General features: G+C 65.3%; 27 protein-coding genes. 15 read left to right on the top strand and 12 right to left on the bottom strand.

Features of this window, described 5'->3' with window-relative positions; all coding sequences use genetic code 11:
* The first annotated feature begins 166 nt into the window (after positions 1-166).
* Positions 167-400 carry a DUF6894 family protein gene (locus AB7532_RS06845; RefSeq protein ID WP_441234044.1) on the top strand — a complete coding sequence of 78 codons (234 nt, stop codon included), beginning with the start codon at positions 167-169 and terminating at the stop codon, positions 398-400.
* Positions 401-409: 9 nt separating this feature from the next.
* Positions 410-586: a hypothetical protein gene (locus AB7532_RS06840; RefSeq protein ID WP_441234043.1), complete on the top strand. Its 177-nt coding sequence runs from the start codon at positions 410-412 to the stop codon at positions 584-586.
* A 192-nt stretch (positions 587-778) separates the two neighbouring features.
* Here the strand turns inward: AB7532_RS06840 and AB7532_RS06835 are convergent, their stop codons facing one another.
* The gene (locus tag AB7532_RS06835) at positions 779-1,552 is read right to left on the bottom strand and encodes an enoyl-CoA hydratase-related protein (protein ID WP_441234042.1); all 774 of its coding nucleotides are present in this window, start codon (positions 1,550-1,552) and stop codon (positions 779-781) included.
* A gap of 116 nt (positions 1,553-1,668) precedes the next feature.
* Between AB7532_RS06835 and AB7532_RS06830 the strand changes: the two genes are divergently transcribed.
* Positions 1,669-3,258: a gamma-glutamyltransferase family protein gene (locus tag AB7532_RS06830; protein WP_441234041.1), complete on the top strand. Its 1,590-nt coding sequence runs from the start codon at positions 1,669-1,671 to the stop codon at positions 3,256-3,258.
* Positions 3,259-3,260: 2 nt separating this feature from the next.
* Here AB7532_RS06830 and AB7532_RS06825 read toward each other — a convergent pair whose 3' ends face one another.
* From AB7532_RS06825 to AB7532_RS06805, 5 genes are read right to left on the bottom strand one after another with little or no spacing between them, the layout of a single operon-like run.
* Positions 3,261-4,544: an NAD(P)/FAD-dependent oxidoreductase gene (locus AB7532_RS06825; protein ID WP_441234040.1), complete on the bottom strand. Its 1,284-nt coding sequence runs from the start codon at positions 4,542-4,544 to the stop codon at positions 3,261-3,263.
* Between the two features lie 12 nt (positions 4,545-4,556).
* Positions 4,557-5,288, bottom strand: a complete 732-nt coding sequence (locus tag AB7532_RS06820) for an amino acid ABC transporter ATP-binding protein (protein WP_441234039.1) — start codon at positions 5,286-5,288, stop codon at positions 4,557-4,559.
* The gene (locus AB7532_RS06815; RefSeq protein ID WP_151643737.1) at positions 5,285-5,938 is read right to left on the bottom strand and encodes an amino acid ABC transporter permease; all 654 of its coding nucleotides are present in this window, start codon (positions 5,936-5,938) and stop codon (positions 5,285-5,287) included. Before AB7532_RS06815 ends, AB7532_RS06820 begins: the two co-directional genes overlap by 4 nt.
* 41 nt (positions 5,939-5,979) lie before the next feature.
* Entirely contained in the window at positions 5,980-6,738 is a 759-nt protein-coding gene (locus AB7532_RS06810; RefSeq protein WP_441234038.1) for an ABC transporter substrate-binding protein, read from the bottom strand.
* A complete protein-coding gene (locus AB7532_RS06805; RefSeq protein WP_441239423.1) occupies positions 6,735-7,013 on the bottom strand; it encodes a hypothetical protein in 279 nt (92 codons plus the stop codon). The genes AB7532_RS06810 and AB7532_RS06805 overlap by 4 nt, the downstream gene beginning before the upstream one ends.
* Between AB7532_RS06805 and AB7532_RS06800 the strand changes: the two genes are divergently transcribed.
* Positions 6,919-7,560 carry a helix-turn-helix domain-containing protein gene (locus AB7532_RS06800; RefSeq protein WP_441234037.1) on the top strand — a complete coding sequence of 214 codons (642 nt, stop codon included), beginning with the start codon at positions 6,919-6,921 and terminating at the stop codon, positions 7,558-7,560. The genes AB7532_RS06805 and AB7532_RS06800 overlap by 95 nt on opposite strands.
* 267 nt (positions 7,561-7,827) lie before the next feature.
* Here AB7532_RS06800 and AB7532_RS06795 read toward each other — a convergent pair whose 3' ends face one another.
* Both AB7532_RS06795 and AB7532_RS06790 read right to left on the bottom strand, forming a co-directional pair.
* Positions 7,828-9,093 carry a D-amino acid dehydrogenase gene (locus AB7532_RS06795; RefSeq protein ID WP_441234036.1) on the bottom strand — a complete coding sequence of 422 codons (1,266 nt, stop codon included), beginning with the start codon at positions 9,091-9,093 and terminating at the stop codon, positions 7,828-7,830.
* A gap of 70 nt (positions 9,094-9,163) precedes the next feature.
* On the bottom strand, positions 9,164-10,492 hold the full coding sequence (locus AB7532_RS06790; RefSeq protein WP_441234035.1) for an aspartate aminotransferase family protein: 1,329 nt from the start codon (positions 10,490-10,492) through the stop codon (positions 9,164-9,166).
* A 149-nt stretch (positions 10,493-10,641) separates the two neighbouring features.
* Between AB7532_RS06790 and AB7532_RS06785 the strand changes: the two genes are divergently transcribed.
* Complete coding sequence (locus tag AB7532_RS06785; protein ID WP_441234034.1) at positions 10,642-11,190, top strand: cupin domain-containing protein; 549 nt, start codon at positions 10,642-10,644, stop codon at positions 11,188-11,190.
* 117 nt (positions 11,191-11,307) lie between these two features.
* Complete coding sequence (locus AB7532_RS06780) at positions 11,308-11,460, top strand: hypothetical protein (protein ID WP_441234033.1); 153 nt, start codon at positions 11,308-11,310, stop codon at positions 11,458-11,460.
* Between the two features lie 43 nt (positions 11,461-11,503).
* On the opposite strand, the gene AB7532_RS06775 is transcribed toward AB7532_RS06780, so the two are convergent.
* Genes AB7532_RS06775 through AB7532_RS06765 form a run of 3 tightly spaced genes read right to left on the bottom strand, consistent with a single transcriptional unit; the run spans position 11,504 to position 15,307 of the window.
* On the bottom strand, positions 11,504-13,765 hold the full coding sequence (locus AB7532_RS06775; protein ID WP_441234032.1) for a xanthine dehydrogenase family protein molybdopterin-binding subunit: 2,262 nt from the start codon (positions 13,763-13,765) through the stop codon (positions 11,504-11,506).
* Positions 13,758-14,813, bottom strand: a complete 1,056-nt coding sequence (locus AB7532_RS06770) for an FAD binding domain-containing protein (RefSeq protein WP_441234031.1) — start codon at positions 14,811-14,813, stop codon at positions 13,758-13,760. Before AB7532_RS06770 ends, AB7532_RS06775 begins: the two co-directional genes overlap by 8 nt.
* Positions 14,810-15,307, bottom strand: coding sequence for a (2Fe-2S)-binding protein (locus AB7532_RS06765; protein ID WP_441234030.1), 498 nt, complete (start codon positions 15,305-15,307; stop codon positions 14,810-14,812). The genes AB7532_RS06770 and AB7532_RS06765 overlap by 4 nt, the downstream gene beginning before the upstream one ends.
* A gap of 252 nt (positions 15,308-15,559) precedes the next feature.
* Between AB7532_RS06765 and AB7532_RS06760 the strand changes: the two genes are divergently transcribed.
* Together AB7532_RS06760 and AB7532_RS06755 are read left to right on the top strand one after the other, a co-directional pair.
* The gene (locus AB7532_RS06760; protein ID WP_441239203.1) at positions 15,560-16,198 is read left to right on the top strand and encodes a TetR/AcrR family transcriptional regulator; all 639 of its coding nucleotides are present in this window, start codon (positions 15,560-15,562) and stop codon (positions 16,196-16,198) included.
* Positions 16,199-16,264: 66 nt separating this feature from the next.
* Complete coding sequence (locus AB7532_RS06755) at positions 16,265-16,672, top strand: DUF4864 domain-containing protein (protein WP_441234029.1); 408 nt, start codon at positions 16,265-16,267, stop codon at positions 16,670-16,672.
* Here the strand turns inward: AB7532_RS06755 and AB7532_RS06750 are convergent.
* Complete coding sequence (locus AB7532_RS06750) at positions 16,669-17,934, bottom strand: MFS transporter (RefSeq protein WP_441234028.1); 1,266 nt, start codon at positions 17,932-17,934, stop codon at positions 16,669-16,671. The genes AB7532_RS06755 and AB7532_RS06750 overlap by 4 nt on opposite strands.
* Positions 17,935-18,083: 149 nt before the next feature.
* On the opposite strand from AB7532_RS06750, the gene AB7532_RS06745 reads away from it, so the two are divergent.
* The 7 genes from AB7532_RS06745 to flhA all read left to right on the top strand — a co-directional run bounded on the left by AB7532_RS06745 (position 18,084) and on the right by flhA (position 24,911).
* Positions 18,084-18,527: a hypothetical protein gene (locus tag AB7532_RS06745; RefSeq protein WP_441234027.1), complete on the top strand. Its 444-nt coding sequence runs from the start codon at positions 18,084-18,086 to the stop codon at positions 18,525-18,527.
* 80 nt (positions 18,528-18,607) lie between these two features.
* Positions 18,608-18,892, top strand: coding sequence for a hypothetical protein (locus AB7532_RS06740; protein WP_441234026.1), 285 nt, complete (start codon positions 18,608-18,610; stop codon positions 18,890-18,892).
* Between the two features lie 9 nt (positions 18,893-18,901).
* Positions 18,902-20,326: a TolC family protein gene (locus AB7532_RS06735; protein ID WP_441234025.1), complete on the top strand. Its 1,425-nt coding sequence runs from the start codon at positions 18,902-18,904 to the stop codon at positions 20,324-20,326.
* Between the two features lie 28 nt (positions 20,327-20,354).
* Positions 20,355-21,686 (top strand): copper oxidase, encoded by a 1,332-nt coding sequence (locus AB7532_RS06730; protein ID WP_441239202.1) that lies wholly within the window; start codon positions 20,355-20,357, stop codon positions 21,684-21,686.
* Between the two features lie 32 nt (positions 21,687-21,718).
* Positions 21,719-22,174 (top strand): cupredoxin domain-containing protein, encoded by a 456-nt coding sequence (locus AB7532_RS06725; protein ID WP_441234024.1) that lies wholly within the window; start codon positions 21,719-21,721, stop codon positions 22,172-22,174.
* An 11-nt stretch (positions 22,175-22,185) separates the two neighbouring features.
* The gene (locus AB7532_RS06720; RefSeq protein WP_441234023.1) at positions 22,186-22,488 is read left to right on the top strand and encodes a copper-binding protein; all 303 of its coding nucleotides are present in this window, start codon (positions 22,186-22,188) and stop codon (positions 22,486-22,488) included.
* Between the two features lie 281 nt (positions 22,489-22,769).
* A complete protein-coding gene (flhA, locus tag AB7532_RS06715; RefSeq protein ID WP_441234022.1) occupies positions 22,770-24,911 on the top strand; it encodes a flagellar biosynthesis protein FlhA in 2,142 nt (713 codons plus the stop codon).
* Positions 24,912-25,117 lie beyond the last annotated feature (206 nt).

The raw sequence follows: 25,117 nt of genomic DNA, 5'->3' as shown, positions 1-25,117 counted from the left end.
CGGGAATGCCGTCCAGTTGATCATCACCCCCCTGTGATCAAACCCGCAGGGGTCCTGGTGCCGACCAATCTCCGTAAATTCCCTTACCGGGTTCGTCCCGAATGTTTCGCGAAGGCCTCGGGTGGTATCAGTTTGCCATCCCAATCGCTCCCAATAGGAGACGCATATGGTCCAGGTGTACTTTCACTGCTCCAATACCGACGGCACGCTGATCGATCGCAGCGGCACCGCGGTGGCCAGCCTGACCGAAGCGCGTGACCGTGCCGCCCAGATCATGAACTCGATGATCCAGACGCCCGGCGGCGAAGATTGGCGCGACTGGGTGATCCATGTCAGCGGCTCCGACGGCGAGGATCTGTTCGACCTCCCCTTCACCGCCATGCTCGGCAAGCCGCATTGAGGTGATGCCGTGCTGTTCGCTTCATTGACCCTGCTCTGCCAGCCCCTCACCTTCGTCGCCAGCAAATGGCAGAAGCTGGTGCGGATCGCGGGCAACCCCTACCGCCCCGAGCTGCACTACATGCGCGGCCCCGGCCCGAAATGGCACGCCAAGTATCAGGCCAGCCGGGTGACCCGCGGGCGCTGAGGGCGGCGGTTTCGTTCTTTTCTCGCTGAGTTCTGTCTCTCCGTCGTCATGGCCGGGCTTGTCCCGGCCATCCACGTTCTTGTGGCGCGCAAACGAAGACGTTGATGCCCGGGCCTTTGCCGCGCCGAAGCGGCTTCGGCCGCGCAGGCGGGTCAAGCCCGGGCATGACGAGCAGGGAAAGCGTGCCCGACCTCACTTGCCCGTAAACTTCGCCTTGCGCTTCTCGACAAAGGCATTGCGGCCTTCGACAGCGTCGGCGCTTTTGCGGATGGTGGCCTGAAGCTCGATCTCGCGGCGGAATTGCGCCTCGTAGGTCGCGTGCTCGCTCTCCTCGACCAGCGCACGGGTTGCGACCAAAGCGCGCGTCGGCCCGTCAGCAAGACGCCGCGCCAGCGCCAACGCCTCGTCCATCAGCTTGGCATCGTCGACGACCTGCCGCACCAGTCCGATCTCCTGCGCACGTTCGGCCGTCAACGGCTCGTTGAGCAGCATCAGCTCGAGCGCACGCTGCCGGCCGACAAGCCGCGGCAACAGCCAGGTCGAGCCAAGGTCGGGCACCAATGCGATGCGGCTGAACACCTGGATGAAGCTCGCCGACCGCGCCGCAACAATGACGTCGCCGGCCATTGCGAGACTGAAGCCGCCACCGGCCGCAACGCCGTTGACGGCGACCAGCACGGGGACGCGACATTCACGCAACGCTTTGAAAGCCGGCCAGTAGAAGCGCATGACACCGGCGGCGATGTCCTCGCCGAGCGCCTCCGATGCCTTCAAATTCTGTCCCGAGCAAAATCCGCGCCCCGCACCTGTCAACACCAGAGCGCGAATGCCCTCATCCCCGGTCATCTCGGCGACGGCGGCAGCGAGCGCGCCGAGCAGGTCCGGCGTCATCGCATTCAGGCTTGCCGGCTCGTCGAGCGTCAGAATCCCGACCGCACCATCCCGCGCCTGTTTCACACCTGCCATGTCGCGTCTCCCTTTGGATGTTCTCGTTGGCGGCAATGTGCCATTCTTCGCGCGCTCCGCCAATTGCGGCGTGCCAACATCAGCGCAACGAAGCCACGACAGAGTTCAGCGACATCATGCCTCATCAATTCAGCCTCAACCAAACCGTCCGCAAATCCGCCGTTACATCCAAGGGTGGCATCGTCGCCTCGCAGTCGCGGCGGGCGGCCGAAGTGGGGGCGCAGGTGCTGGCGGCGGGCGGCGACTGCGTGGACGCGATCGTCGCGACGACCTTTGCGCTGAACGTGCTGGAGCCCTGGAATAGCGGCATCGGCGGCGGCGGCGCGATGGTGCTCTACCGCGCCAAGGAAAATCGCACCGAGGTGATCGACTATGGCATGTGCGCGCCGCAGAGCCTGCGCGCCGCCGACTATCCGCTCAGCGGAGAAGGCGCGGCGTCCGACCTGTTTCCCTGGCAGCGGGTGAAGGACGATCGCAACATCCACGGCCCCGGCTCGGTCGCCGTGCCCGGCGTCGTCGCCGGCATGGAGGAAGCGCATCGCCGCTACGCCAGGATGCCGTGGAAGGATCTGGTCGCGCCGGCCACAGCGCTCGCCGGTGAAGGCTTGCTAGTCGATTGGTGGACCACGGTGACGATCTCGGGCTCGGCCGCCGATCTCAGGCGCTATCCCGCCAGCGCAGCCGCGTTCCTGAAGGACGGCCTGCCGCCGAGCGCACCATGGGGCATCAAGGCCGAGACGCGGCTGCCGCAGGATACGCTGAAGGCGACGCTGTCACATCTCGCCGAGGTCGGCCCCCGCGATTTCTACCAGGGCGATCTCGCCAGGAGCATTGCCTCCGACATCAAGGCCGACGGCGGCTCGCTGTCGGTGGAAGATCTCGCCGCATTCCGCAGCCATCTGCGCGAGCCGCTGGCGATCCCCTATCGCGGCGGCAAGGTGTACGCGACGCCGGAGCTCACGGCCGGACCGACCATGGCGCATGCGCTGCGCCTGTTGCAGCAGAGCCTGAAGCCGGGAAGCGCGCCGGATGCCGACGCCTATGCCGAATATGCAGTCGCTTTGCAGGCAGCCTTCCGCGAGCGCCTCAAGGACATGGGCGATGCCGACGGCAAGCGCTCGCTCGGCGCCGAATATCTGGCGCCTGCCTGCACCACGCACTTCTCCGTCGTCGACCGTCACGGCAATATGGCCGCGGTGACGCAAACGCTGCTGTCGTCGTTCGGCTCGAAATACGTGACGCCGCACACCGGCATCGCCATGAACAACGGCATCATGTGGTTCCACCCGACGCCGGGCACCACAAATTCGCTCGCGCCCGGCAAGCGCTGCCTCTGCAACTACACGCCCGTCATCGCCGAGACCAGGGACGGCAAGCGTCTCGCGGTCGGCGCCTCCGGCGGCCGCCGCATCCTGCCGTCGGTGATGCAGCTGGTGTCCTTTGCGATGGATTTCGGCATGGATCTCGATGCCGCCATCCATCAGCCGCGCATCGACGCCAGCGAGGGCGCGGTCGTGATCGGCGACGCCAGGCTGCCGGCGGACATACGCCAGACACTGGCCGCGCGCTTCGACTACGAAGAAAGCCGGGTGCAGGCCTTGCCGCAAAAATTCGCCTGCCCGAGCGTGGTGATGCGCGACGGTGTTACGAATTCCGGCGCAGTCGAGATTTTCCAGCCCTGGGCCGATGCGGTGGCGGAAGGCTAAGGCTAGATCCCCAGCCGGTCCCGCACCCGGCCCGCAATCACGGCGGTCGTCACACCGACCGGCCAGAACGCATGCATCGGGATCGGCTTGATGCCGGTGACGGGCATGTCGATCTCGGCCTTGGTGCCGCCGATCAGGCGGCGCGCGAGCTGGGCACCCATCGCGGTGGAGAGCGCGACGCCGCGGCCGTTGCAGCCGAGCGAGATCAGGATGCTTTCGGCGGGCTCGTGCACATGCGGGTAATGATCCCCGGTGATGGCGAGCCGGCTGTTCCAGCCGTGGGTCCAGGCCACGCCCTTGAGCTGCGGCCACAGCCGCTCGGCGTAACGCATGAGATAGGCGACGTCGTTCGGCGAGTTGATCCAACGCATCGGACCACGACCGCCCATCAACAGACGGTTGTTCTGATCGATGCGGTAATAGACGGTGATGTGGCCGCTCTCGTAGAGGACGGGCCGCGTCGGCATGATCGAGCGGGCGACGTCGTCCGAGAGTGGCGCCGTCGCAGCGATCGACGAAAACACCGGCACGATGGTGCGGCGGAGCGCGGGCCACAGATCGTCGGTGAAGCCGTTGGTGGCGAGCAACACCTTGTCGGCATGCACGACCGCGCGCGGCGTCTCGATACGCCAGCGGCTGCCGTCGCGGCGGAGCGATAGTGCCGGCGTCTCGCCATGGACCTTCGCGCCTGCCGAGATCGCCGCACGCGCGAGGCCGCGGGCGTAGCTGAGCGGATGCAGATCGCCACCGCGCGTGTCGAGCATGGCGCCGATATAGCGGTCGCTGCCGGTCATCTCGCGCAGCTGCTCGCGCTTCAGATAGGTTACCGGCATGCCGCGGGCGACGCATTGCTGCGCGGTCTTTTCGATCGCGGCGGCGCTAGCTTCGTTGTAGGCCGCGCGCAGCGTGCCGTTCTGCCGGGCCTCGCAGGGGATTTGGTAGCGGCGGATCAGATCATGCGTGAAGTTCGTCGTGCCGTAGGCGAAGTCGATCATGCGGCGGCCAAGCTCGCTGCCGAAATCGGCCTCGATCTGGTCGGGGTCGTGCTTCAGGCCGGGATTGGTGTGGCCGCCATTGTTACCCGATGCGCCCCAGCCTGGCTCCTGCGCTTCCAGCACCAGCGCCTCGACGCCCTGCTCCGCCAGATGCAATGCGGTGGACAGGCCGGTGTAGCCACCGCCGATGATCGCGACCGAAACGCTCCTGTCCGTATCGAGCGGTGGCGTGGCCACCGGCGCGACAGCAGTGTCGGCATAGAGCGAGGGCGGCAGAGGCAGGCGCGTCATGGCGAGGTCCGGTCAGAGCGGATGCAGCACGCGGCGCAGGAAATCCTGCGTGCGCGGATGCTGGGGTTGGTTGAGCACCGATTTGGCCGACCCCTGCTCGACAATGACGCCGCCGTCGATGAACAGCACGCGGTCGGCGACATCACGGGCAAAGCCCATCTCGTGGGTGACGACCACCATGGTCATGCCCTCGTCCGCAAGCTTGCGCATCACGCCGAGGACGTCGCCGACGAGCTCGGGATCGAGCGCCGAGGTCGGCTCGTCGAACAGGATCGCCTTCGGCTGCATCGCCAGCGCCCTTGCAATCGCGACGCGCTGCTGCTGGCCGCCGGAGAGCTGCGGCGGATGCACGTCTGCCTTCTCTGCAAGCCCGACCCGGGCGAGCAGCGCGCGGCCGCGCTCGAACGCCTGCACCCGCGATTCCTTCTTCACGAAGAGCGGCCCCTCGATGACGTTTTCGAGCGCTGTGCGATGCGGGAACAGGTTGAAGCGCTGGAACACCATCGAGACCTGGGTGCGGATCGCAACGATCGATGCCGCGTCGCGATCGACCTTCAGGCCCTCGACGCTGATCTCGCCGCGGTCGTAGCTTTCGAGCCCGTTGATGCAGCGCAGGATGGTGGACTTGCCGGAGCCTGACGGACCGATGATGCAGACCACCTCGCCCGTCTGCACGGAGGCCGTGATGCCCTTGAGCACCTCGACCTTGCCGAAGCTCTTGTGGACGTCGTTGAGCTCGATCATTTCTTGCCCGCCCGCTTCTCGAAATGACGGACCAGCAGGATCAGCGGGATGCTCATGGTGAGATACATCAGCGCCACCATCGTGAACACGTTGGTGTTCTTGAACGTCGAGGACGCAATCAGCTTGCCTTGCAGCGCGAGTTCGGCGACCGTGATGGTCGAGGCCTGCGACGAATCCTTCAGCATCATGATCATGACGTTGCCGTAGGGCGGCAGCACGATGCGCACCGCCTGCGGCAGCACCACGCGGCGCATGGTGAGCCACCAGCCCATGCCGATCGACTGCGCCGCCTCGATCTGTCCCTTGTCGATGGCCTCGATGCCGGCGCGGAAATTTTCAGCCTGATAGGCCGAATAGGCGATGCCAAGCCCGAGGATCGCGGCCTGCAAGGCCGACAGCGTGACGCCGAGATCGGGCATCACGAAGTAGAGGTAGAACAGCAGCACGATGATCGGGATGCCGCGGATCACGTTGATCAGGCTGGCGCTGAGCATCGACAGCGCCTTGATGCCGGAGACCCGCATCATCGCCCAGATCAGCCCGAGCACCGTCGAGAGCAGTAGCGAGCCGATGGTGACGACGATCGTCAACACGACGCCGCTCATCAGGATCGGGAAGAACTCGACGGCGTCGTGCCAGAAGCCTTTCATCGGCAAGCCTTCACTCAAGAGCCTTCATCGATCGCGCCCTGTCAGCCCTGAGCCTTCAGGCCCCATTTATCGAGAATCTTGTCGATGGTGCCGTTGGCCTTCAGCTTCGCGAGCGAGGCATTGATCTTGCCGAGCAGCGCGGCCTCGCCCTTGCGCACGCCGATGCCGACCGAGCCAACGGTGACGGGCTTGTAGCCGTCGACGAGACGCGCCTCGGGGAAGCCGCCCTGCTTCAGATTGTAGGCGAGGATCGGATAGTCGGCGTAGCCGGCCTTGAGGCGCCCGGTGTTCACGTCGCGCAGAATGTCGGGAATGGTGTCGTAGGCCTTCACCTCGGCAAACAGGCCGGTCTTCTTCAGCGCATCGACGAAGGCGGTGCCGACCTGGGCGCCAACCGTCTCGCCCTTCAGATCGTCCTGGGTGACATAGGCCTTGGTGTCGCTCTTCGGCACCACGAGGCCTTCGCCGTAGGTGTAGATCGGATCGGAGAAATCGACGACTTCCTTGCGCGGCGCCGTGATGAACATCGCGGCGGCGATGATGTCGATCTTGCTCGTGGTCAGCGACGGGATCAGCGCCGAGAATTGCATCGGCTCGATCTGCACGTTGAAGCCGGCGTCTTTGCCCACTTCGGTGACGAGATCGACCATGATGCCCTGGATGGTATTGGTCTTGGTGTCGAGGAAGGTGAAGGGAATGCCCGTCGGCGTCGAGCCGACCTTCAGCACCTGCTGCGCCGATGCCGGCGCCACGGCGCAAAGTGCGAGTGCCGCGACCGCGGCCAGACCAAAACGCTTCATCGCATCCCCCTTTGGGTCCGGCCGATGCGGCGCTCGCAAATGTCGTCATCGCAGACATTGCGGGCCGAGCCGTTTCGGCCTATTTTCACCAATATGAAAATTTGGTCACACTTTCGCAGGTGATGCAAGCGGTTTTCATGCACATGAAGGAAGCGGTTTGACGTGAGCGGTGGCAAAAGAATGCGCAAACCGGCCGCCGCAAAGGCGGTGAGAAAGCCGAAGGCTATCGCGAAGCCGGCGGAGCCCGCAATGGACGTTGCGGTCGGCCGCCGCATCCGGGATCTCCGGCGTGTCAGGCAATTCTCGCTGGAAACGGTCGCGGCACGCACGGAGCTGTCGATCGGCTTCCTCAGCCAGATCGAGCGCGGCCTGTCGTCGCCGTCGCTGCGCGTGCTGGCCACGCTCGCCGACGTGCTTGGCGTCGGCATCGCCGCACTGTTCGGCGCAAGCCCGAGCGCCGACGGCGCATCCGATCAGGTGGTGACGCGCGGACTTCAGCGGCCCGAACTCAAGCTCTGGCGCACCGGCGTGTCCAAGCAATTGCTGAGCCCGGCCAGCGCGGACAACAAGCTGAACCTGTTTCTCGTGCATCTCGAACCCGGCGGCTCCACCGGCGACGAGCTCTATACCCATGACGGCGAAGAGGCCGGCCTCGTGCTCGAAGGCGAGATGATGCTCACGGTGGACAGCGAGACCTGGTCGCTGAAGACCGGCGACAGTTTTAGATTTGCGAGCCGAAGGCCGCACCGGTTCTCAAATCCGGCCGACGATGCGAAGGCCGTGGTGCTGTGGGTGAATTGCGTGACGGGGGCGGCAGGGTAGCTCGCTCATCCTTCCGCGAACACGCTCTCAATCCCGTCATCCTGAGGTGCGAGCAAAGCGAGCCTCGAAGGATGCACGGCCCCGATGCAGCCGGGCCGCCGCCCTTCGAGGGCCGCTTCGCGGCCACCTCAGGGTGACGGTGATGGAGGAGTGCGCTGCCTCCCCATTCGTCATTGCGAGCGAAGCGAAGCAATCCAGAGTCTTTCCGCGGAGGCACTCTGGATTGCTTCGTCGCTTCGCTCCTCGCAATGACGAGCGGATAGAGTCTTAGCCAAACCGGTGTTGATACCGATCCACCGTCAACGCACTCACATCAACCTCCGGCTTCTTGCCCGACAGCATGTCCGCGAGCACGCGCCCCGAGCCGCAGGACATGGTCCAGCCGAGCGTGCCGTGGCCGGTGTTGAGATGGAGATTGGCATATTGCGTCGGGCCGATCACGGGCGGGCCGTCCGGCGTCATCGGACGCAGGCCGCTCCAGAACGTCGCTCTGGAGAGATCGCCACCGCGCGGGAACAGATCGGTCAGGGAGTGATCGAGCGTGGCGCGGCGCGCGTCATAAAGCTTGGTCGAGAAGCCGGAGATCTCGGCGGTGCCGCCGACGCGGATGCGATTGCCGAGGCGGGTGATGGCGACCTTGTAGCTCTCGTCCATCACGGTGGATTCCGGCGCGCCAGAGGCGTCCGTGATCGGCACGGTGATCGAATAACCCTTCACCGGATAGACCGGCAGCGAAATGCCAAGCGGCGCGGCCATTCGCGACGAATAGCTGCCGAGCGCAAGAACGTAAGCGTCCGCCTGGAGCAGACCGGCACCGGTCTCAACGCCGCTGACGCGCGCGCCGTCCGTCACGATGCGGTCGATGCCGGTGTTGAACAGGAAGCGCACGCCGAGCGCCTGGGCATGCTTGGCCAGCGCCTGCGTGAACATGTGGCAGTCGCCGGTCTCGTCCTGCGGCAAACGAAGCCCGCCGACGAATTTTTCCTTCACGCCCGCGAGTGCCGGCTCCACCGCGATGCAGCCCTCGCGGCTCAGCGTCTCGTAGGGCACGCCGTACTGCTTGAGCACCGCGACGTCTTCGGCAGTGCCGTCGAGCTGCTGCTGATAGCGGAACAGCTGGAGCGTGCCCTGCGCACGTTCGTCATACTGGATGCCGATGTCGCGGCGCAGATCGCGCAGGCAGTCGCGGCTGTATTCCGCGATCGGGATCATCCGGCTCTTGTTGACCGCGTAGCGCGCACTGGTGCAGTTGCGCAGCAACTTGAGCAGCCAGACCCACATCACGGGATCGAGCTTCGGCCGGATCACCAGGGGGCCGTGCTTCATCAGAAGCCATTTGACCGCCTTCACCGGCACGCCGGGGCCGGCCCAGGGCGAGGAATAGCCGGGCGACACTTCGCCGGCATTGGCAAAGGAGGTCTCCAGCGCCGGCTCCGGTTGACGGTCGACAACCGTCACTTCGTGGCCGGCACGTGCGAGGTAGTAGGCGGAGGTGACACCGATGACACCGCTGCCGAGGATCAGAACTTTCACGCTTCGTCAAACTCCCGCGGCATCACGCTCGCCGCTGCAAGGAAACAACTCGCAACGGCGAGAGCAATTATCAGGCCACCCGCTTGATGGCATCGCCAAGGATCGAGACGATGTCGTCGATGTGGCTCTTCTCGACGATGAGCGGCGGCGACAGGGCAAAGGAGTCGCCGCTCATGCGGAAGTACAATCCGCGATTGAAGCAGTCGACCATGACGTCGTAGCCGCGCGCACCGACGGTGCCGTCGCGCGGCGACAGCTCGACCGCGCCCATCAGACCGCAATTGCGGATGTCGACGACGTTCGGCAGGCCCTTCAGCGAATGCAGCGCATCGCGCCAATATTCGGCGATCGAGGCACCGCGCGTGAGCAGGCCCTCGTCCTTGTAGATGTCGAGCGTCGCGATGCCGGCGGCGCAGGCGGTCGGATGCGCGGAATATGTGTAGCCATGGAACAGCTCCATCGCGTTCTCGGGGCCGACCATCAGGCCGTCATGCACCTTGCGGCTCGCGAACACCGCACCGCAGGGAATGGTGCCGTTGGTGATGCCCTTGGCCGTCGTCATCAAATCGGGCGTGACGCCGAAGAAGTCGGCGGCGAACGGCGTACCGAGACGGCCGAAGCCGGTGATGACCTCGTCGAAGATCAGCAGGATGCCGTGCTTGTCGCAGATCTCGCGCAGGCGGTTCAGATAGCCCTTCGGCGGCGGCAGCACCGCGGTCGAACCCGGCACCGGCTCGACGATGACGGCAGCAATGGTCTCGGCGCCGTGCAGGGCGACCAGACGCTCGAGATCGTCAGCGAGCTCGGCACCATGCTCGGGTTGATCCTTGGCGAAGGCATTGCGGGAGAGGTCATGCGTGTGACGGATGTGGTCGACGCCCGGAAGAAGCGTCGCGAAGGCGCGGCGGTTGGCGACCATGCCGCCGACCGAGGTGCCGCCGAAGCCGACGCCGTGATAGCCCCGCTCGCGGCCGATCAGGCGGGTGCGGGACGCCTGGCCGTTGGCGCGGTGATAGGCGAGCGCGATCTTCAGCGCGGTGTCGACCGACTCGGAGCCGGAATTGGTGAAGAAGACGCGGTCGAGGCCCTTCGGCGCGATCTCCGCGAGACGCTCGGCGAAGTCGAAGGCCAACGGATGGCCCATCTGGAACGACGGCGCGAAGTCCAGCGTCATCAGCTGGCGCTCGACCGCAGCCGCGATCTGCTTGCGGCCGTGGCCGGCATTGACGCACCAGAGGCCGGCGGAGGCGTCGATCACCTTGCGGCCGTCGACGGTGGTGTAATGCATGCCCTCGGCCGAGGAGAACAGGCGCGGCGCCTTCTTGAACTGACGGTTGGCCGTGAACGGCATCCAGAACGAGTCGGTCTTGATAGTGTTCGGAATCTGATGAAGGGTCACGGGCCACGCTCCTTTGCTGACCGGATAGCAGAGGCACGGCTTCGATAGGGCAACAAGTCCTTTTCTGGTGACCTGCAAGCCATTGATTTTACTAAGCCCTCTGGTCCATATTTGCGCGATCCGCAACACCTGCAACACGGGACCATGGCATGAGCGTCGACATCGGTGGACGGCTGCGATTCATCCGGGCGCGCCACAAGCTGTCGCAGCGCGAGCTCGCCAAGCGCGCCGGCGTCACCAATTCGACGATTTCGCTGATCGAATCCAACCAGATGAATCCCTCGGTCGGCGCGCTCAAGCGCATCCTCGACGGCATCCCGATGGGGCTCGCCGAGTTCTTCGCGCTGAAGCCGGAGTCACGGCGAAAGATCTTCTACCGCTCGGAGGAGCTGACCGAAGTCGGCAAGAAGCCGATTTCCTATCGCCAGATCGGCGACAATCTGTTCGGACGCAGCCTGCAAATTTTGAAGGAGCGCTACGAGCCCGGCAGCGACACTGGACGCGTGCATCTCGTCCATGACGGCGAGGAAGGCGGCATCGTGATCTCGGGCAAGCTCGAGGTCACCGTCGAGGACGAGCGTCGGATTCTCAATCCCGGCGATGCCTATTACTTCGAGAGCAGGCGCCCGCATCGCTTCCGCTGTGTCGGCGGCAAGCCGTGCGAAGTGATCTCGGCGTGCACACCGCCGACGTTCTGAAACGCGACGCGTTATCCGGAATCCTACGGGGTGCCCCGGTGTCTTACGGAGCTTGAGGCATCTCAATTTCCGCGCGCGAGGCCGCTATATGTTGCGAGCTCGTAACGAGGCTCGCCGATGAAGATCACGCTCGCCAATGCTGAAGCCGCGCTCGACGAAGTTCAGCGCGATGCCGACAAGCTCCATTCGCGCGAGCTGCGCAGGGCCATCGCCGACTACATCGAGACGCAGCGCGAAGCGCTGAAGGCTCTTCGCAAGAAGCTGCATTAACAGGACGCGGCGGAACGAGGCGATCCCGTCCCGCCGTTTTACCTCAACGCTGCGTCAGCAATTCCTCGATCCTGATCGGGAAGCGACGGACACGCACGCCGGTCGCATGCCAGACCGCGTTGGCGACCGCGCCGGCGCTGCCGGTGATCCCGATCTCGCCGACGCCCTTGATCCCCAGCGCGTTCACATGCGGGTCGTGCTCCTCGACCGTGATCACGTCGAGCGGTGGCACGTCGGCATTCACGGGGATGTGGTACTCACCGAGATTGGCGTTCATGATCCGCCCGCTGCGGCGGTCGGTGATGGCCTCCTCGTGCAGCGCGAACGACATGCCCCAGATCATGCCACCGAACAGCTGGCTCTTCACCAGATGCGGATTGACGATGCGGCCCGCGGCGAAGGCGCCGACCATGCGGGTGACGCGGACCTGGCCGAGTTCGGGATCGACCTTGACCTCCGCGAACACCGCGCCGTGGGCGTGCATGGCATACTCTTCCATCGCCGCCGGATTCGGCGCGCCGGTGCCGCGGGCGTCGATCTCGGCAACGCCGGCACGCGCGAGGATCTCGGGGTAGCTCTCGCCACGGCCCTCGTCGTCGCGCCGGATCAACCGGCCGTCGCGCGCGATCACGCCGGCATTGCCGGCGCCGAACAGCGGCGAGCGCTCGTCATTGGTGGCGAGATCGGCCAGTTTTGCGATCACGGCAGCGCCGGCACTGTGGATCGCAGCACCCGCGGTTGCCGTGTGCGCCGAGCCGCCGGCGATGCCGGCGTCAGGCAGGTCGGATGAACCGGCCTTGAACTCGACACGGTCGATGTCGAGGCCGAGTTCATCGGCCGCGATCTGGGCAAGCGCCGTCCAGGCGCCCTGCCCCATGTCATGCGCGCCGATCTCCATCGCACCGGAGCCGTCGCGGCGGAGCACCGCGCGCGCCTCGGCCTGGAACATCAGCGCGGGGAACGTCGCGGTGCCCATCCCCCAGCCGACCAGAAGTCCGGCGTCGTCGCGCATCTGTCGCGGCTGGAGCGAGCGCTTCGCCCAACCAAACCGCGCCGCGCCCTGGTCGTAACAGGCGCGCAGCGCTTTCGAGGAGAACGGTTTTCCCGTGATCGGCTCGACCTCGGCATAGTTCTTCAGACGGAAGGCAAGCGGATCGATGCCGCAGGCCCAGGCCATTTCGTCGATCGCGCTTTCAAGGGCGATCGATCCGGTCGCTTCCCCCGGCGCACGCATGAACAGCGGCGTGCCGGTGTTGACGCGCACGGCATCGTGCGAGGTGCGGATCGCAGGCGCCGCATAGAGCGTGTGCGAGGCATCCGCCGCGGGCTCGTAGAAATCGTCGAACGTGCTCGACACGGTTCTGGCGTGATGATCGAGCGCGGTCAGGCGCCCCTCACCATCGGCCCCGATGCGCAGCCGCTGACGCGTCGGCGCACGATGGCCGACCGGGCCATACATCTGCTCACGGCGTAACACGAGCTTGACCGGCTTGCCGACCAGCTTTGCAGCCATGATGCCGAGAACCGGCGGACCGGCCATCAATCCCTTCGAGCCGAATCCGCCACCGAGGAACGGGCTGCGGATATGGATCTTGTCATGCGCGATACCAAACAACTCGGCGACACGCGCAAGCGAGAGCATCAAGCCCTGGGTCGGCATGTCGATCTGGAGACTGTCGCCGTTCCACGACGCGACGATCGCATGCGGCTCCATCGCGTTGTGATATTGCGGCGGCGTTTCGTAGATCGAGTCGATCTGCTTGTCCGCCGCGGCGAGACCTGCCTCGACATCGCCGTGGTGATTTTCCGTGGGGTTGCCGACGCCAACGACGGGTGGGACGAAACTTTCGCCGGCGTCGAGACCCACGAGAGCAGGCAGCGTCTCATAACGCGGCGCCAGCAGCACCGCACCTTCGGTTGCAGCCTCCAGCGTCTCGGCGATCACGACGGCGATCGGCTGATTGGCGTAGCGGACTTCATTGCTCTGCAACACCTCCATCCGGAATACGAATGGATTGGTCTTGATCTCCGGGTCGATCGCAAGCTGCGGTTTGTGGTCCGGCGTCATGACGTCAACGACGCCGGGATGACGTTTGGCGGCGGCGACATCGAGTGAGGTGACACGGCCATGCGCGATGCTGGAGACCGCCATCACAGCAAACAGCATGCCCGGCGGATGATTGTCGGCGGCATAGGTCGCCTGCCCCTTCACCTTGAGCACGCCGTCGCGGCGGGTCAGCGGTTGGCCGATGCTCGAGCCATGGCGCAGATGGGCGGGAGCGCTGGTGAGATTGAGCTCAGACATGGATGGCTCCGGACGTCGAGGCAAAGGGAGAGGCCGGCAGCGCGGGAATGCGCGCAGGCGTACCGGCAGCAGCTAAAGTCAGCGCGCGCACGACGATGCGGCGTGCGAGTTCGATCTTGAAGGCATTGTCGCCGGACGGCTTTGCGTCCGTGAGCGCACGCCAGGCGGCTTCCTGGAAGGCATCTGCCGTGGGCGTCACGCCCTTGAGCACGTCTTCCGCAGCACGGGCACGCCAGGGCTTTGCGGCGACGCCGCCCAGCGCCAGCCGGGCCTCCTTGATCTTGCCGTTCTCGATCTGCAACGCAGCAGCGGCCGAGACGACAGCAAAGGCGTAGGAGGTGCGTTCGCGAACCTTGAGATAGCGCGCATGCGCGGCGAAGCCACGCGCCGCGGGTGGCAGACGCACCGCAACGATGAGGTCGCCGGATTCGAGCGCCGAGTCACGCTCGGGCGTTTCGCCCGGCAAACGATGCAACGCGTCGAGCGCGATCTCACGCCGGCCGTTCCTGCCTTCGATCTCGACGATGGCATCAAGTGCAACCAGGGGCACGCAAAAGTCGGACGGATTGGTCGCGATGCAGCTTTCGCTCCAGCCGAGCACGGCGTGGCCGCGGTTCTCGCCCTCGCGGGCGTCGCAGCCCGCGCCGGCCTCGCGCTTGTTGCAGCGGCTGGCGGTGTCGTAGAAATACGCGCAGCGCGTCCGTTGCAGCAGATTGCCGCCGACGGTGGCGGCATTGCGCAATTGTGCCGACGCGCCGGAGAGCAGCGCTTCGGCCACGGCCGGATATGATCTTGCGAAGTTCGCGTCATGCGCGAGATCGGCATTGCTCACCAGCGCGCCGATACGCAACGATCCGTCGGCGAGAGTCTCAATTCCGTCGAGCCCGTCGAGATGGGTGACATCGACCAGACGATCGGGCCGGCTGACGCCGCCCTTCATCAAATCGAGCAGATTGGTGCCGGCGGCAAGATACGCAGCGCCCGGCTGCGCGGCAGCCGCAACGGCCTCGGCGACCGTGGCCGGCCTGATATAATCGAACTGTTTCATGCGGAGCGCCTCTGATTGGTCTCATCCACGCCGGCCTGCGCTTCGAGCACGGCATCGACGATGCCGGCATAGGCGCCGCAACGGCACAGATTGCCGCTCATGCATTCGCGGATGCGCTCGGGATCGTTGCCGGCCTGGGCTTCCTGCATCATGCCGATTGCGCTCATGATCTGGCCGGGCGTGCAGAAGCCGCACTGAAATCCGTCATGGGCGATGAAGGCAGCCTGCACCGGGTGAAGCTGGTCGCCGCGCGCGACGCCTTCGATGGTGAGGATGTCGGCGCCGTCATGGCTGATGGCGAGGGCGAGGCAGGAGTTGATGCGCTTGCCGTCGACCAGAATGGTGCAGGCGCCGCACTGGCCGCGGTCGCATCCCTTCTTGGTTCCGGTCAGATGGAGGCGCTCACGCAAGAGATCGAGCAGCGTGACGCGCGGATCGTCGAGGACGAAGTCGCGCCGCGCACCGTTCACGGTGAGGCTGATGGAGTGGTTCATATAAGGCTCCGATCAGATATGGACATGGCTCATCGCGCAGCGCGCCACCTCCGTGGCCGCCGTCGATACCGCGCCGCCCGGACACAATCCGGGCCGGCACATCCACGAAGATACGGAGGCACCCTCCGCCTAACAAGGGCCACGGTAAAATATTGGAATTCGTCAAAAGACCATGCGCGGACAACGCGATGCAGCCCTGCAGGGGTTCATGCAAGGGTTCAATCTAACCAATTCGTGATCTACATTATCGGCATGGACGACCACACCGACCAGATTCGGAAGCCCCGCGCCGATGCCGTGCGTAATCGCGAGCGCGTGCTCGAGGCTGCGAAGGTGGTCTTCAATGCGGGCGGTCCTGAGGCGAGCCTCGAAGCGGTGGCAAAACGCGCGGGCGTCGGCATTGGCACACTCTATCGGCACTTTCCGACGCGCGAGGATTTGTTCGAGGCGGTGTACCGGCGCGAGGTCGAGCAGCTCAGCGAGCTCGCCGAGCAATTGAAGAACGCCAAGGATCCGGTCGATGCGCTCAGGCGGTGGCTGCGTTCCAACGTCGAATTCGTTGCCACCAAAAAAGGCATGTCGGCAGCATTGGCGCTGACGTTCCAGAGTTCCTCGGACCTCGCGGCGTTCTCGATGGACCGGCTGACCAAGGCAATCGGCTCGCTGCTCGACCGTGCGGTCGCGGCCGGCGAGATGCGCGGCGATGTCAGTCCGGAGGATTTGCTGCGGGCGCTCGTCGGCATGTGCTACATGCACGACCAGCCCGGCTGGCAATCTTCAGTGCTGCGGATGCTCGACGTCTTTGTCGACGGGCTGCGGATGCAACCGGTCGTAAAAGCCAAGGCACGCACCGCCAAGCCTGCGAAGCCGGCGGTGAAACGGAAGCGATAGCGCGTCCGTATCTTGCCAGGGTCGTGCTAGGATCAGCATCGCCGGGATTTCAACGCGGAGCCTGTCATGCGCATCGCCGCCTTGCTCGTTGTTCTCAGTGTCATCTTCAGCTCCGTCTCGGCATTTGCCGGCGATGTCTCGGCAGCACAGAGGGTCATCCGCTCCCAGGAGCAAGCCTTTGCGCGCGACGATGCGGCCGCGGCCTATTCCCATGCGGCACCGGCCATCAGGGAGATTTTCCCCGCGCCCGACATCTTCATGTCGATGGTGCAGAACGGCTACGCGCCGGTCTACCGGCACAAGAGCTTTGAATTCGGCGAAAGCAAGAGCGAAGGCAACTCGGTCTCCCAGCACGTCCGCATCGTCGATGCCGACGGCAACGCGTGGGAGGCGCTCTACACGCTCGAACTGCAACCCGACGGCAGCTACAAGATTACCGGTTGCTCTTTGCTGAAGGTGGGACAGGAAGCCTAGGTCGCGAAACCCGGGCCGGTCCTGGCCGAGCTCATACGCGACCGGATCAGCAGCGTCACAACGATGCCGATGTTCAGCGCGTTCCACGCCACGCCATTGGCGAACGCAGCCGCATAGGAGCCGGTGGCGTCGAAGATCACGCCGGAGACCCAGCCGCCGAAGGACATGCCGAACACGGAGGCGAAGATCACGATGCCGACGCGGGTTGCCGCTTCGCTCGCCGGCATCGCCTCGCGTACGATGATGGCGTAGCTCGGCACGATGCCGCCCTGGAACAGGCCGAACATTGCCGAGATGACGTACAGCGAGGCGAGGCTGTCGAAGAACAGATAGAACACCAGCGCAAAGCCCTGCGCCAACGCCCCGATCAGCAGCGTGGGGATGCCGCCGATCTTGTCGGCGAGATAGCCCGAGCCGATGCGGCTGACGATGCCGCAGGCCATCATCAGCGACAGCATCTCGGCGCCGCGCGCCACGCCGTAGCCGAGATCGCCGCAATAGGCGACGATATGCACCTGCGGCATCGCCATGGCGACGCAGCAGGAGATGCTGGCGATCGAGAGCAGCACCGTCAGCGTGTTGGTCGACAGCTTGAGATCGACCCGCGGCGGCGCTGCATTGGCGTGATTGCGGACTTTGTCAGCGCCCATTTGCGCGCGCAGAACCAGCACGAGGCCCGTCATCAGGACCACGCAAATGAGAGCGATGCCGATATGGGTGGCGCGCCAGCCGATCCCCTCCATGCCCGCGTTGATGAGCGGCGGCCATATCGTGCCGGCAACGTAATTGCCGCTCGCGACGATGGTCACGGCGAGCCCACGATAGCGCTCGAACCAGTGCGACGCTTCCGCCATCAGCGGCGCGAAGGTCGCCGACGTGCCGAGCCCGATCAGGAAATAGGCGGCAACGAACTGCCAGAGCTGCATCGACAACCCGGCCAGCACGTTGGCGACGCCGAGGAACGCGATGCTGATCGCCATCGCGGGCACGATGCCGAACTTGTCGGTGATCTTGCCTGCGATCACGCCACCGAGCCCGAAACCGAACATCATCAGCGTGAAGGCCAGCGACACCGCGCCGCGCGTGGCGGCGAACTCGGCCTGCACCACGGGAATCACCACCACGACCGCCCACATGCCGACGCCGCCGATCGAGCCGATCGCAAGCGCGAGCAGGAGTCGCACCCAGGCCTGACGGGAGTCAGGGGTGAATGAGGCAGGTATCTGTCCTGGATGATTGGGTGCGTGCACGGCGCGGACCATGTTCGCTGATCGCCGCGCGGTCAAGCATTGTGCCGCGATAATGGGCATGCGCTGTGCACTGCGGTAAGAAGAGCTTGGCGAAATCGCACTTTGCCATTAGTTTGCAATCTGCGTGTGCAACACTGCCGCGCGAGGAGCCTGTCGGCGGAATGCTGTTGCGGTTGACGCGATCGATGCGGATCAGGGTGGGGCGGATCATCGCCCTCGCCTATCTGTTCTGCGTGCTCGCGCCGGCGGCGGCCCTTGCCTGTGGCAACGGCGCTGCGCCGTGCCTCGACGATTCGCGCCTCGCGGACCTCGTGCCGGTGCATCACCAGATGCAGGCGAGCCATATGCATGGCGACGTCTCGCATGACCACGCGAGCCCGCACGCGCATCACCAGACCGCCGCGCAGGACGAGCCCGCCCCACATCAGCATGACGGCAAAGGCCACGCTGGCCCGTGCTGCGCGATGATGTGCGTCAGCGCACTGCCGGCCGATCTGCCCAGCGTCGCCAAGCCGCTTCAGCCGGTCTCTGCCTTCGCGCCCGAGATCGTGGCCAGCCTGCACAGCGCGGCGCCGCCCCTGCTCTACCGTCCCCCCATCGCCTGATCTGACATCACGACGACGTCAGGCCGAGCGCGCGCTTGCGCGCGCGAACCTGTGGTCTTCCGACAGATCAGGGACAAATCATGCTTACGCTTTCCGGGGCGAAGTCCGCCGCCGCATCTGCGGCGCGTGGAGGACAGTTTCGATTCCATTGGCCGATATTGGCCTTGGTTACATTGGCGTTGTGCGGCTGCATGCCGGCAACGACCCAAATCGCCGGCGCTGATCCCGCAGATCCTGCGGCCAGGGCTGCGCGCACCGGATACCGGTCGACGATCGCGCCTTACACGAGCCTGCGGCCTGCGGCGCCGGCGCCATGGCGCGACCCCAACGACGCCGCCGCCCCGCAGCCGAAGCAAGACCGGTAGGACCGCGCCATGACACATCACTTTGCGCGAAGCCTGCTCGTTGTCGCGACGCTCGGCTTGTCGGGTTGCGCGGCGTTCTCGCCCGATAGCGGCATGAGCGCCGTCTCGGAGTTGACGAGCCAGACCATCAACAAGGACGTCGCCTTCGTGCGAACGCCGGAGGAGGCCGGCGCGATCGACGCGCGCGTCCGCCAATTGCTGTCGCGGACGCTGAACACGGAGACCGCCGTTCAGATCGCGCTGCTCAACAACAAGGGCTTGCAGGCCGCCTATAACGAGCTGGCATTGGCCGAGACCGATCTGGTCGAGCAGAGCCTGCCGCCCAATCCGGTGTTTTCGATCTCGCGCATCTCGGGCAATGGCGCCAGCGAGATCGAGCGACAGGTGGTCGGCGACATCCTCGCGCTCGCAACACTGCCATTCCGCTCCGACATCGCCCGCGAGCGTTTTCGCCAGGCGCAGTTGCGCGCGGCGCTGGCGACGTTGCGGCTCGCCGCCGAGGTGCGCCGCACATACGTCTGCGCCGTCGCCGGTAACGAGATGGTGGTGCTGCTGACGGACGCGAAGGCGACGGCGGAATCGACCGCGCAGCTTGCCGTCAAACTCGGCGAAACCGGCTCGCTCAACAAGCTCGACCAGGCCCGCGAGCAGGTGTTCTACGCCGAGACCACAGCCGACCTCGCCACCGCACGGCAGAGGGCAACGAGCGCGCGCGAAAAGCTCGCACGCCTGATGGGGCTGTGGGACGGCGGCCTCGACTTCCGTCTGCCAAACCAACTGCCGCCGCTGCCGCGCCGGCCGCAGGCCTTGCCGTCCATCGAGGCCGACGCGGTCGCCCACCGCATCGATCTCCAGATCGCGCGGCTGGAACTGACGGCGCTGGCGAAATCACTCAACCTCACCGAAGCGACGCGCTTCGTCACCCTGCTCGATCTCGCCGGGATTTCCCGCCGCACCAGGGATCCGGACGGCGCACCGTTCCGCGAACGCGGTTTCGACGTGCAATTCCAGATTCCGATCTTCGACGGTGGCGAGGTGCGCGTGCGGCAGGTGGCGGAGACCTACAATCTTGCCTTCAACCGCCTGACCGAGCGCGCCGTGAATGTCCGCTCCGAGGCGCGCGATGCTTATCAGGTCTATCGATCCACCTACGACATCGCGAGCCATTACCAGCGCGAAATCCTGCCGCTGCGCAAAATCATCACTGAGGAGATGCAGCTCCGCTTCTCCAGCATGCAGGTCGACATCTTCGCGCTGCTCACGGAGGCACGGCAACGCCTGGCCTCGCTGCGTGGCGCAATCGACGCCAAACAAAAGTTCTTCCTCGCCCAGTCCGAGTTGCAGACCGCCGTCAATGGCGGCGGCGCGCCTGCGTCCGGCGGCGACAACCCAACCAATATCGCCGTGGCAGCGCCTGCCGATGGCGGCCACTGACATGAAGATCAACGAGATGGAGACCAGCATGTTTTCCCGCCGAGGATTTTTGGGCAGTGCCGCGCTTGCCAGCGCGTCCGTCGTCAGCGGTCGCGTGCAGGCGGCATCGATCCCGGAAGCCGCGCACATGGACAAGGTGGTGATGCAGCCGCCACTGCACCCGATCAGCGGTCCCGACTATCGCCCCGTCGTCACGCTGAACGGCTGGTCGCTGCCGTTTCGCATGAACGGCGACTGGAAGGAATTCCATCTCGTCGCCGAGCCCGTGGTGCGCGAGTTCGCCGTGGGCATGAAGGTGAATTTGTGGGGCTATAACGGCCAGTCGCCGGGGCCAACCATCGAAGCCGTCGAGGGCGACAAGGTTCGCATCTTCGTCACCAACAAACTGCCCGAATACACCACCGTGCACTGGCACGGCATGATCATTCCGAGCGGCATGGACGGCGTCGGCGGATTGACCCAGCCGCACATCCAGCCCGGCAAGACCTTCGTCTACGAGTTCGAGATGAAGAAGAGCGGGACCTTCATGTACCACCCGCACTCCGACGAGATGGTGCAGATGGCGATGGGCATGATGGGCATGGTCGTCGTGCACCCGCGCGATCAGAGCTTCCGGCCTGTCGATCGCGACTTCGTCTTCGTGATGAGCACCTATCGCGTCGATCCCGGCACTTATCTGCCGAAGGTCAACGAGATGACCGACTTCAACATGTGGACGTGGAATGCGCGGGTGTTTCCCGGCATCGATCCGCTGCCGGTGCGGCTCGGCGACAGAGTGCGCGTGCGCATCGGCAATCTCAGCATGACCAACCATCCGATCCATCTGCACGGCCACAGCTTTGCCGTGACCTGCACCGACGGCGGCTGGATTCCGGAGAGCGCGCAATATCCGGAGACGACGACGGACGTACCTGTCGGGGCGGTGCGCGTGTTCGACGTGCTCGCCGACAATCCCGGCGACTGGGCGTTCCACTGCCACAAATCGCATCACACCATGAACGCGATGGGCCACGATATGCGCAATCTGATCGGGGTGTCGCGCAAGGATCTCGCCAGGGCCGTCGGCAAGCTCGCACCGGATGCGATGGTGATGGGGCAGTCCGGCATGGCGATGGGCAACATGGAGATGCCGGCGCCCGACAACACGCTGCCGATGATGAGCGGCACCGGCCAGTTCGGCCCGATCGAGATGGGCGGCATGTTCACCGTGATGAAGATCCGCGACGACCTCGCGCGCGACGATTACCGCGATCCCGGCCCGTACAAATTCCCGCAAGGCACCGTTGCCTACGAGGTCACGCCACCGGCCGCAGAGCCGGCGCGGCAGCAGGGCAAGCCCTCCCACAGGATGAAGATGTGAGCGTTTCGATGACCCCCCGACTGGAGACCACAATGACGAAGATGATCGAACTCGCCCTGGCGCTTGCCACGCTGTCGATCGCGCCCGCGCTTGCCCACGAAAATCATGCGCACGCGACGTTCTCGGCCGGTGAGCCCGGCAATCCCGGGAAGCCCGCGCGCACCATCGAGGTCCTGTTGAACGAGATGGATTACGCCCCCGCCAGGATCGACGTCAGACGCGGCGAGCAGATCCGCTTCGTGCTGCGCAATGTCGGCAAGGAGGACCATGAGTTCCTGCTCGCCACGCCCAAGGAGAATCTCGCGCACGCGGAGGTGATGAAGAAGCATCCGCACATGGAGCACGACGATCCCAACGGCGTGCGGCTCGCACCGAACAAGACCGCCGAGATCCTCTGGAAGTTCACCAAGGCCGGCACGTTCGAGTTTTCCTGCCTGATCCCCGGCCACCGCGACTACGGCATGGTCGGCCACGTCACCGTGAAATGAGAGAGCCTCCCATGAACCGCATCATCCGCGTTGCTACCATTTTCACGCTGGCCGTAGGCATTGCCACCGGAGCGCCGGCGGCCGGCGCCACCTCGATCAGCGGCGAGGTCAGGAAGATCGACGCGAGCGCCGGCAAGATCACGCTCAGGCACGGCCCCGCCAGGAGCCTCGGCATGGAGGAGCCCATGACCATGGTGTACCGCGTCAAGGACGCCGCGATGCTCAAGCAGGTGAAGGTCGGCGACAAGGTGACCTTCGAGGCCGAGGAGGCGGCGTCGGGCTACACGGTGACGAGGATGGAGAGGGCCAAGTAGCACTGCCTCGGTCATTCCGGGTTCGCCTTCGGGCGCCCCGGAATGACGGCCTGGGGGGCCCCCGAAACACCCCGGCCAGACCTCCTGCCGCACCCGCCGTTAACCCTTTGCTAACCATACACCCGGCAAGAATTGCCGAGTGAAGTCGAGTGTCGTCAGCCGCGTAAAACGGGAGGTCCCCCGTGGACGCCAGTGCGGTGCCTCACTTTCGGAACGGCGGCCCCTCGGCCGCCGCACAGACGTTTGGGGCGCGCGGACGGCAGTCGCGCGGGGAGGCTACGATGGTCGACGTCACCGCGGCACAGGGCGTAGCAAGTACGAACGCCGGCTTCCCCACCCTTGCCGAGGTCGGGAACATCCTCAAGCGCGGCGACATCGCGCTGGCGCTGGGCGTCCTCACCATCCTGGTGGTGCTGATCCTGCCGCTGCCCGCGATCGTGCTGGACCTGTTCCTGGCGATCTCGATCACGCTCTCCATCCTGATCCTGATGACCTCGTTGTTCATTCAGGCGCCGCTGGAATTCTCCGCCTTCCCGACCGTCCTGCTGATCTCGACCATGCTGCGCCTGTCGCTCAACATGGCCTCGACCCGCCTGATCCTGTCGCACGGGCACGAGGGGACGGCCGCCGCCGGTCACGTCATCGAAGCCTTCGGCAACTTCGTGATGGGAGGCAATTTCGTCATCGGCATCATCGTCTTCGCCATCCTGATCATCGTCAACTTCATCGTCATCACCAAGGGTTCGGGCCGTATCGCCGAAGTCGCCGCGCGCTTCCACCTGGACGCCATGCCCGGCAAGCAGATGGCGATTGACGCCGATCTCTCCGCCGGCCTGATCGACGAGGCGGTCGCCAAGCACCGGCGCAAGGAGCTGGAGGACGAAAGCGGCTTCTTCGGCGCCATGGACGGTGCCTCCAAATTCGTTCGCGGCGACGCCATCGCCGGCCTTCTGATCGTCTTCATCAACGTCGTCGGCGGCATGATCATCGGCGTGGCGCAGCAGGGCATGTCCTTCGCCGACGCCGGACGCAGCTACACGCTGCTGACCGTCGGTGACGGCCTCGTCACCCAGGTGCCGGCGCTGATCGTCTCGACCGCGGCCGGCCTGCTCGTCTCCAAGGCCGGCGTCTCCGGCGCCGCCGACAAGGCGCTGATGAAGCAGTTCTCCGGCTATCCGCAGGCGCTCGCGATGTCCTCGGCGGTGATGCTGGTGCTGGCAGCCCTGCCGGGCATTCCGACCCTCCCCTTCCTGGCGCTCGGCGCCGGCGCCGGCGCGCTTGCCTGGAACGCCCGCAACCGCAACCGGGTGACGGCCAAGGCCGAGGAAGCCGCCAAGGCCGCGCCTGCTGCCGGTCAGCCCGGCGCACCGGGCGCCGCCGCTGCCGAGGAGCCGATCTCCGCCGCGCTCAAGATCGACGATCTCAAGATCGAGCTCGGCTACGCGCTGCTGCCGCTGGTCAACGGACCCGACGGCACCGACCGCCTCACCGAGCAGATCAAGGCGCTGCGCCGTTCGCTCGCGATCGAGATGGGTTTCGTGATGCCGGCCGTCCGCATCCTCGACAACGTCCAGCTCGAAGCCAACACCTACATCATCAAGATCAAGGAGGTCGACGCCGGCACCGGCAAGATCTGGCCGAACCAGTTCATGGTCATGGACCCCGGCGGTAGCCAGGTGCAGGTGCCCGGCATCCACACCACCGAGCCGACCTTCGGCCTGCCCGCGACCTGGGTCGATGCCAGCCTCAAGGAAGAAGCCTCCCTCAAGGGCTACACCGTCGTCGACGCCGCGACCGTGCTCTCGACCCACCTCACCGAGCTGCTCAAGGCCAACATGTCGGACCTGCTCTCCTATGGCGAGGTGCAGAAGCTGCTCAAGGAGCTGCCGAAGGAGCAGAGCGAGCTGGTCAAGGACATCGTCCCCGGCCAGGTCACGGTGTCGGGCATCCAGCGCGTGCTGCAACTACTGCTCGCCGAGCGCATCTCGATCCGCGACCTCTCGACCATTCTCGAAGGCATCGCGGATTCGCTGGCCTTCTCGCGCAATCCCGCCAGCATGGTCGAGCATGTCCGTGCCCGCCTCGCACGGCAGATCTGCGCCCAGAACACCTCCTACAACGGCTATCTGCCGCTGATCGCGCTGTCGGCGCGCTGGGAGCAGGCCTTTGCCGAATCCATCATCGGCCAGGGCGAAGAGCGCAGCCTCGCGATGCAGCCCTCGAAACTGTCGGAGTTCATGACCGCCGTCCGCGAAGCCTTCGAGCGCGCCGCCCGCGAGGGCGAGGCGCCGGTGCTGGTCACCTCTGCGGCAATTCGTCCTTTCGTGCGGTCCCTGGTCGAGCGGTTCCGCGCCCAGACGACGGTGCTGTCGCAGGCCGAAATCCACCCCCGCGCGCGATTGAAAACGGTCGGAAGCGTCTGATTTGCCTTAAGAAGCCGTGTGTTTTTCAGCCACAGGCAAATGGTTTTTGAGTTCCTGGCGCCTTGTCGACCAAATGCCGGCAAGGCGTCCTAAAGGCACATTACAGCATTGAAATAATTATATTATCGCACGATCCGCCATCGTTTTTGATCGCGACTTTTCACGTCCTGTCACGCTCTTGTGATGGCCTCTTGGGAACGAATCCC

Origin of the sequence: Bradyrhizobium sp. 930_D9_N1_4 (assembly GCF_052076015.1) — a bacterium.
Classification (GTDB): domain Bacteria; phylum Pseudomonadota; class Alphaproteobacteria; order Rhizobiales; family Xanthobacteraceae; genus Bradyrhizobium.
This window is presented reverse-complemented; position numbering and strand designations above follow the sequence as displayed.